The 2,656-nt window shown below is 31.7% G+C and carries 2 protein-coding genes; both read right to left on the reverse strand.

Annotated elements, in window-relative coordinates; all coding sequences use genetic code 11:
* Window positions 1–566: hypothetical protein (locus tag L6Q46_RS13545; RefSeq protein ID WP_291284751.1), on the reverse strand; the 566-nt coding region annotated here is incomplete at its 3' end.
* Window positions 567–579: 13 nt separating this feature from the next.
* Window positions 580–2,214 carry a T9SS type A sorting domain-containing protein gene (locus tag L6Q46_RS13550; protein ID WP_291284752.1) on the reverse strand — a complete coding sequence of 545 codons (1,635 nt, stop codon included), beginning with the start codon at window positions 2,212–2,214 and terminating at the stop codon, window positions 580–582.
* Window positions 2,215–2,656 lie beyond the last annotated feature (442 nt).

A 2,656-nucleotide genomic window follows, 5' to 3' on the forward strand; every position in this document is an offset into this window, starting at 1 on the left:
TAAATTATAAATGAATCAATTATTTGAGTTCCATTAATCATATTAAACTCAATTTTTAAATTATCAACTTGTAATTTCTCTAATAAAAAAGTGTTATTATGTCCATTATATGTAATTTTAAATTTACCTGTGTACCCCATAAAATTATAACTATAAACATCATCATAATGAACTCTAGATAGGTCAAAGTTTGGAATATTATTTTGAAACGTAGGGATAAGATATTCATCAGGTGTATAATAAATTGCTCTAGAAATTACTCCATCAGCTGTCAAATTCCACCCCAAACCAACATCGCTTGCACTACCATCAATAGAAATACTTGAAGGATGATAACTTAGTGCTACGTTTACACCAATATCTTTGTTATGAGTAGACAAACTTACAAGTGGTATTGATATATCTGGAATTCCTGTATGAGTATTAACAGGAACTTCCGTAAAACTCATTAAATTAGCCACTGAAGGCGCTGGACTAATTACCTCAACTGGAATTGTATTTATTTGACCATATCCAGATATAGTAAATAATACTAAAAATAATATCGTTTTTAAATTTGCTTTCATTTCTAATACTTTCTTACTTCTTAATAACTTTAACTCCATCTTTGCTCACATCTGTTTTCACCTCTATGATATAAACTCCTTGGGGTAATCCACTTAAATTTACTGGAACGGTTCGCTCTCCATCTACTTTAATGGTTTGTAAACTTCTTCCATTTAAATCATAAAGTGTTACGGTTCCATCTTTGTAGTCGTAACCTATAATAGCATTGGTATATGATGAAGCTGGATTTGGAATGGCTTCTATATTTTGCTTTTCTTTATCTTTTTTATCTTTGTCTTTTAATTTAACTATCCAAAAATCTTGTCTCCCTTTCATAGAGTTCTTGTCTCTTGAAATAGTTCCGTTAGATGTTCCTGCTAGAATATAACCTCCATCTCGGGTTTCAAAAAGTCTCTTTAAGACTTCGTCTCCATTACTTCCAACGGTTTGTGTCCAAATTTCTTCCCCATTGTCTTTGATTTTTAAAGCAATGTAATCGTTAATACCTTCTTCGTCTTTTTTGGTAGTTTTTAAACCTTTTACATTTGTTGACTTTGATTTAAACTCTGATTGTGCATAACCTCCAATTAAAAAAGTGCCATCTGGATTCTCAACTATTGAAGATAACATATCGTATTTACCATAATCGTAAGCTTCTTGCCACTGTACATTTCCAATCTCGTCTAATTTAACAATCCAAAAATCTGTACCGTTCTTACTGGTTTTATTTTTAGTATCGGTTGCACTTGAATTAGAACTTCCTCCAACAATAAATCCTTTATCCTTAGTTTGAGTTAAAGCAAATAAATTATCATCTTTATCACCTCCTAAAGTTCTTTGCCATTGAATTAATCCGTTCTTATTTAATTTAACAACCCAATAATCACCTTGTCCAACATTAGTCTCTGCTTTATCTCCAGAAACTGGAGAGTTGGAATACCCTCCTAATATGTAGCCTTCATCTTCTGTTTGCTCTATACTTTTTAACTCATCTACATATTTTCCGCCAATAGCTTTATTCCACTCAACTTTTCCATCTATATCAAGTTTTACTACCCAATAATCTAAATTTCCTTTACTGTTTTCAGCTTTTCCAAATTCATCTAGCTTTCCTTTACTATCAGCTAAAGTTTTATTTGAACTTGATGATCCTCCTAAAACAAAACCTCCATCTTTAGTTTGCGCAACACTTAGTAATTTTTCTTGGCTAGTTCCTCCAATAGTTCTTTGCCACAACTCTTTACCTTTCGCATCTAATTTTATAACCCAAAAATCTTCTTGACCCTTGCTATCGTCTTTTTTATCTTCACTTTTATTAGAAGAAGATGTTCCTGCTAATATAAATCCACCATCATTGGTGTTTTTTACACTGTATAAAATATCGACACCTGTTCCTCCAAAGCTTTTTTGCCATTCTGGAGTTCCTTTTTCGTCCATTTTCCAAATCCAATAATCTAAATCGCCTTTGTTTGCCTCCGATTTATTTCCATTCTTATTGGAAATAGAACTCCCTGCCAATATGAAACCATAATCAGCTGTGGGAATAGCATCAAATAAATATTCTGCATGTTTACCTCCGTAGGAGCGTTCCCAAAGAATGTCTTGGGCAATCGAATTAGTAATCGAAAATAATCCGATTACTAGAAATAAGTAGTGTTTGTTTTTCATTGTTAATTTTCCTTACAAAATTGATCAAAAATAGGTTGGTTAAAAAAGTACCTGATTTTTAAAACAGGTATTTCTACTTAGTAAACTAAGTATTTTTAAGGGGGTTCTGTTTTAACATTTTGCAAATAAATGAAAACACAATAAATATATTGCTGTAGAAAAAATGTACATTTTAATGAAATTTGATTTTTTTTACATATTTCTGAACAATATATTCACTTACAGGCTTCAAAGCTTTTCCAGTTTCAGGATGTACTCCATATGTGTTAAAAAACTCAGGTTTACCATCTACTTTACAGTACCTGGAAAAAACGGTCAAATTGACCACCACTTTCCAGTCTAAATTGACCATCGATTTCGGTGCAAACTGACCACTCAATTCCAGTCCAAATTGACCACCTAAATTTTAGAGTAAAATAGTCATTAAAAACAGTTACTTTTT

Source organism: Flavobacterium sp. (genome assembly GCF_023151265.1).
Lineage (GTDB): Bacteria > Bacteroidota > Bacteroidia > Flavobacteriales > Flavobacteriaceae > Flavobacterium.